The following is a 6,009-nucleotide window of genomic DNA, read 5'->3' on the forward strand; positions in this document are numbered from 1 at the left end:
ATATTATTATGTATAAAATATTCTTTTAAAGCTACCAAGTTGGTTAGAAACTTATTCTTTTCCTTTTCAGTATATCCGCCAACCAATCAGGAATGAACTTTTCCGCCCGTGGATATTTACTGAAATCTTCGCTAAAATCACTATCGCTAAATGCCTTTTTCAGTTCTTCATATCTCGTATCGTAACCAAATCTTATATCCATATTATTGCCTTTGTCTATTGTTATTTTACATAGATAGAAAGCCCCCTCTTGCGGGCATAAGGAATACATCAGGTCTTTGAGTTTTTCTATTTTTCCTGAAAGGTGTATTGTAACATTAATACCAAGACGAAACTGAACTGGCTCGTTTCCCCTGTAATAGTAAATGTTAGTATAAGATGTGCTTTCAACGGTATAACAGTAAAAATCACATTTACTCCACTGGGCATAAGCCACCATTTTTGCCAAAACGTCCTTGATGCCGTTTACATAAGCACAGCATTTTTCATCATCTTTCCAAAGATTTAGTTGTGTACGATAAGGAATGTATTTGGCAGACGGTGTTACTTTGCTTGTTGAAGCGGGATATGGCAGCCTGTCATCTGAACAAGCAGTTTTGATACAATCGGTAAGATACCAGCTCCAAAACTCTTTATTACGCTCGTCATCAATAAAATCTAAATCGACAATACCGCCATTATATACTAAACTTGCAAGGAAAGCCGTATCCCATTCATCCGGATCTTCTACTTCTTCATCGGAATCGTAATCACTGATAATACTGTTTGCATCTGAACCGGCATCATAGGCTGCATGAACAGCAACCTTGGCTGCAAACGAGGCTGTCATATCATCTTCGATGTAATCATCAGCAAACATGTCCAAATGGTCGGCATCGTTCAACAAATCCTTTTTACTCGTTTGTCCAAGCAGATATTTCTCCGTTTTTTCTATCAGTCCGATTATTTCCGTATCATTCCTGAAAAAGTCATTCCATATCGGATATACTTTCAATGCGCATAAGATACTTACTCTTCCAATGACAAGTGGTTCATTGATAGCTTGTAATATCGCACGTCTTGTGGGCAAAGATAAATGCCCTTTGTTTGAATGATTGACCTCATCCAAACCTTTGCTTATCAAAGAAGTTATTGTTTCTAATGATGTAATCCGTTGTTCCATATTTGATATATTATTTTTCCATCATGCGTTATTAAGTAACAGATAAAAAGTCGCCACTTGTATAATCGTAGAAACGACATAGATGCCGTAGTAGAGCAGATACCTTTTCTTTTTCTCAAACTCGGTGAAATATTTCCTGTATTTGTCCTTCTTGAATAAGAATATTTCATTGATATAATATCCGAGCCCCCCGGTGACTATAAGAAATGAAATAAAAAGAACCTCATTTCCAAAAATGACAGCCCAAATGTTTACCCTGAAAATCTTGGTGCAGGCAAAGCCGACAAGGCAGAGCATCCAAATACTGATGACACACGAGGTATTAAGTGCCAACATGCTGATATAAACATCAGTACCTTTATCCATTCCGGCTGCTTCTTGTCTCTTATCAAACGAAATCAACCGTTTTATATAGCTGTTTTCCCATTTCGAGAGGCTTAGCCAATAGAGAGGATTTATCATCCTATGATGAATGAAAAACAGCAACTTATAAGTGCAGTAATAATTTATATTGTAATATTTTTCCAATAATTTCCTCATACCTTAATAGTTTAGCAGGGACGGTTTGCCCATTAATAACATATTATTCGTTCCACCTCACGCAATCCGTCCAACCCCATTCGTCGAACAGCCATGTTTCTAAGAAGAAAAGTACAAAGGGTAGTAGGTACAGAAAATATACCTGTACTGCGCTGACATGCTTAGAGCGGCGGTAGTGGTTCAACAATGCCTGTACACGAGCTTTCCTGTATCGTGCAAGAATAAATACACAAATAAGTAAAAACATCGCACCTAAATAGCCAAGACGTAAGGACGACCATTGCGGTACACTGTCAATCAGGATAAAGTTGCTGGGAAGAACCACTATCCACCACCAATACCAACACAGGAGTATGAAGCCTGACATCCGTCCTTTCTTCTTGCCCCAGACTTCTCCTTTGAAATACAGGTAATCAAAGAAATAATACCTGTAATTCGTTCGGTTTGCACGCTGCTTCACTTGCTCAAAATAGTTATCTGTCTTTTTTATTCCTTTCTTCATAATGAATTGTTCCATGTTTATATCAGAATCTTTCCAACTCTCTTTGCTGTGATAAGGCTACTTATATTGTTCTTTAGTTTTCAAGCCGGATAAGCAGAAAGTAACCGCATACTATTATTAATACTCCAATTCCCAAGCCGACAATCCAAAACAGCCAACCTGAATACAGGAATATGATATCACTGTATTTGATCTTTTTCTTTTTAATCAGTCTGCACCAAAGCCAAACTGCAATTTTTCCAAGATTATAAAAGTTACCGGGCGAACTCATTGTTTATTAATTGTATATTTATATTTTTCCTTGTCGATATAATGCTTCTATGAAAAAGACTATCAAGGTGATGGCTATATACATGGCGAGTACCCATATTCCAACTTTACGTTGCATAGGATTCTCATCATCATACTTAGCTATAACCTTTTTATATCTATTCTTGATAAAGAACCGACCGCTCAACCATGCGATTAAACTACCCTCAATAATATAATATTGAACATCAGAAGGATATGCTACGATACTGTATTGAGTTAATATTCCCCACACAATTAACACATTGGTGCTTAGGATAACCGAGAACAGAAGCATAGCCATAAATGCGGCTCCCTCTGCCAAAGAGGAACAAAGCCACAATCTATAAAACCGATAATATAAATAATCTATCATAAGGTGTCTCTATATTGTTGTTAATTAGAAAATTGTTCTCACTATCCATATCCCTGTCAGGAACAGGATTAAAGGAAAAAATAGTATCATCCATACCGGAATTAGCTTGTTCCAGCTGTTGCCCTTGTATTTCAAAAGTATGGCAGCAGTCCTTTTGTGGGTATATCGCAAATAGAATATGACAAAGCACAAGACAGAAACGCCTCCACCGATAACTGCTCCCTGAGAAGGGGTAAAGTTCTTCCTCGTAAAAATCCAATAGTCAGGTAGTACACTGGCAAAGAAGATACTGAAAAAGAACAATACAATTACAGAAACCATGCAAAGTACACCGCAAGCACTGAAACGTGCTGGTTCGTTATATTTTCGATATACCACATACAATCGATAATACAGATAATCAAAGAAATAATACCTATATTTTTTTCCCTCTCTTATCAAATGATTCCGCTCGAAGCGGCTTATTGTTTCTTTTCTATTTCTCATATTTACGAATGTTTCAATCAAGACTAAATTATTGATACTTCATAACTTGCTCACAATCATTGAAACTGACTAAGAAAGAGCATTAAAAGAAGACCGACAGTAAGTACAATATACCTGATACTTAATACCGCCTTGTCTGAATATTTGGCATTATAAATATTGTCTTGAAATTTCTCAAATAATACAAGAGTCCTTTTCTTATTATAATATATGTACACAACAATCCAAGGAAGTATAAAACCGATTATCCATACAATAAGTATTGTTAGTTTGGACATATATGAAAAAAAGAAATCTCCAGTCAAAAAGAATGAGAATATGAAAGATGCGAACATATAAGTTATTGAAATAACTTCCGATAATATACAAGCTGCACCAAAACGTGGGAATTCCTCATTTTTCAAGCAAACTAAATAATATCTATAAAACAAATAGTCAATAATCTTTTTCATGCTTCTATTACTGCTAATGTCACGCTTTGTTAGAAACTCAATTTACTTTGCACGATTGGCTTTTATTTACCCACCATTCCTGTTCTTCTATTTCACGAGCCTTTTGTATCTCGTCCGTTGCCAGAGTCTCATTGTGATAGGCATTATATAGATTTTCCCAACCATTCTTACGATATTTCGGTGATACAACCCATTCGCCTGCATCATTAAACAGGTAGAAGTTTGCAGGAGTATCGGGTATAATCTCATCTACCCAAGAACAGACTTTTGTCAGTCCATTTGCAGATTTCCATTTGCCTCGATATTCAGACAAGTTCCATTTCAGTTCTGCTATTTCATTCCGTCCTTTCTCTATCTGCTGTCCGTTCATCCGATACCCTTGCTTGAAAGCCCCGGAGAATGTACCACTATATCGTTTATCTCCGTATTCCGTAAAGGAGTAATGCCCGTATATGAAACCGTCCACTTTCGTACATTCACTTTTCAGTTGAAAATCAGAAGAAATACTATCTATACAAACCTTTCCCTTAAACGGACAGATTATGGATAATCGGGTACGACTGACACCCTTTATCTCATATTCTCTATTATCCATTTTCCGAACTTTAGTAAAATGAATGTCAATGCGGCTACAATCTTCTCCTAATATGCCAATCATGCTTAAATTGTCAAACAAGCCCGAAAGGTCTTGTCGCAAAATATTCACCTTAGGATTTTGTGAATAAGCTATTCCACAAATCCAAAAGAATAGAAAGATACTAATACTCTGTTTCATATTTTACGAATGAAATATAATTTATTACCATATACTGTCTGTCCATCCCAATTTTCCAAACAGCCACTGTTCCAAAACAAACAAAGCCAAAGGCGTAAATAGGAGCTTTATGATACCGATATGCTTCTTCCCGCCATAGTGTTTCATCAGGGCATCGCATCTCGCTTTGCGGTATCGCAAAAGACAGAAAACGATCGGGAACATTCCCCAGCCATATATGATTGCACGTTTCGCCTCGCTGTTCTCTATATATTCGAACAGAATCGTGAGAAAAGGATATAGGATTAATCCCCAATACCAAATCAGTACACCAAAACCTGATATACGCCAACTACTTTCACCCCATTTGTTTTCATGATAGATTTCCCCCATATAATAGAAATAGTCGAAAAAGTAAAACTTATACTTCTTTATCTGTCGGGGATTGACGAACTCAAAATGATAGCTGCTCTTTTTTATACCTTCACTCATGTCATTATCTATTAAAAAACACTTTCTATATCTTTTGTCATTGTATTCTCTTTTAATTATTGATAATAGTTGACTCGACCTCGTTATAAACTCAATTAAAAGGGTGCATCTTTAACTATTGGACAAACAATAAGTGTATCTTTAGTTACAATTTGCTCATCTTTATTTCGTTTCAAAATCACTTTTCCGGTAAATGTCATTTTATCAATCTTAAATTTTTCAATATCATATTCCAACTGGTTCAGCTCATAGTATATACCAGAGCCGTAACAGTCGAAACACCCTATATATTTCTCTAAAATTCCACTTTTTTTATATATACTTTTCTGCTCATAATAATCACGCAATCCACCTTTATAGAAACGAATAATATACTGCTCATTTTCAGCAATAACATGGTCGAAATTGAACATCATCCACCATAATGGAGGAAATATAACGAATGGTAATATATATACTCCAAAATAAATACGCATACAGACTTTGCTCCATGTAGGCATTTTCTTAGGAACACAGAAAATCAGCACGAAAGGAGTAAGAAAAAACAATAAACGTAGCATATCACCAATACTCCAGCGTATTCGGTCATATATATCTATAAAACTTAATATTATCAATCCTAATATTCCACATAATACATGAATACCAAGAATGATATAAAAGAATTTAGATCTCGTCATATTTCAATCAATACTGTTTATAATGGTTAGCAGGGAACGGCTTGCCGTTATCCTGCGTTGTTAGCTATATTTTAGTCAAAAGCCATGTAGCACAAACAGACTTTTAACAAGATAATTTTCTACTGTCCATACGGCATAATATCCACCTGCACCGTCACTGTTCTGTATGCTGATGAACAGTGAGTTCCCTTTTCCCAATGCCACGACAACATTGTTTTGGTTCGGTTCGTATAGATGTGTTATATAACCCGTTGGCGGAATTAAATAAATAACCGTA

8 protein-coding genes and 1 pseudogene are annotated in these 6,009 nt (G+C 35.9%); all 9 read right to left on the reverse strand.

Translation table 11 applies throughout. The features are described from left to right. Positions 1–43: 43 nt before the first annotated feature. Positions 44–1,162: an Imm5 family immunity protein gene (locus HMPREF2794_RS21225; RefSeq protein WP_024986810.1), complete on the reverse strand. Its 1,119-nt coding sequence runs from the start codon at positions 1,160–1,162 to the stop codon at positions 44–46. Positions 1,163–1,183: 21 nt separating this feature from the next. After that, on the reverse strand, positions 1,184–1,702 hold the full coding sequence (locus HMPREF2794_RS21230; RefSeq protein WP_036617869.1) for a hypothetical protein: 519 nt from the start codon (positions 1,700–1,702) through the stop codon (positions 1,184–1,186). A gap of 43 nt (positions 1,703–1,745) precedes the next feature. After that, on the reverse strand, positions 1,746–2,204 hold the full coding sequence (locus tag HMPREF2794_RS21235; RefSeq protein WP_024986808.1) for a hypothetical protein: 459 nt from the start codon (positions 2,202–2,204) through the stop codon (positions 1,746–1,748). A 289-nt stretch (positions 2,205–2,493) separates the two neighbouring features. Beyond that, positions 2,494–2,868 carry a hypothetical protein gene (locus tag HMPREF2794_RS21245; protein ID WP_024986806.1) on the reverse strand — a complete coding sequence of 125 codons (375 nt, stop codon included), beginning with the start codon at positions 2,866–2,868 and terminating at the stop codon, positions 2,494–2,496. Positions 2,869–2,892: 24 nt separating this feature from the next. After that, positions 2,893–3,354 carry a hypothetical protein gene (locus HMPREF2794_RS21250; RefSeq protein ID WP_024986805.1) on the reverse strand — a complete coding sequence of 154 codons (462 nt, stop codon included), beginning with the start codon at positions 3,352–3,354 and terminating at the stop codon, positions 2,893–2,895. 489 nt (positions 3,355–3,843) lie between these two features. Next, entirely contained in the window at positions 3,844–4,581 is a 738-nt protein-coding gene (locus tag HMPREF2794_RS21260; protein ID WP_036617867.1) for a hypothetical protein, read from the reverse strand. Between the two features lie 24 nt (positions 4,582–4,605). Next, complete coding sequence (locus HMPREF2794_RS21265) at positions 4,606–5,052, reverse strand: hypothetical protein (RefSeq protein WP_036617859.1); 447 nt, start codon at positions 5,050–5,052, stop codon at positions 4,606–4,608. 95 nt (positions 5,053–5,147) lie between these two features. After that, entirely contained in the window at positions 5,148–5,732 is a 585-nt protein-coding gene (locus HMPREF2794_RS21270; protein ID WP_051635715.1) for a hypothetical protein, read from the reverse strand. A 75-nt stretch (positions 5,733–5,807) separates the two neighbouring features. Beyond that, positions 5,808–6,009 (reverse strand): annotated as a pseudogene (locus HMPREF2794_RS21275) (hypothetical protein); the annotation flags it as partial.

It is taken from the genome of Bacteroides sp. HMSC067B03 (genome assembly GCF_001811315.1).
GTDB lineage: Bacteria > Bacteroidota > Bacteroidia > Bacteroidales > Bacteroidaceae > Bacteroides > Bacteroides faecis.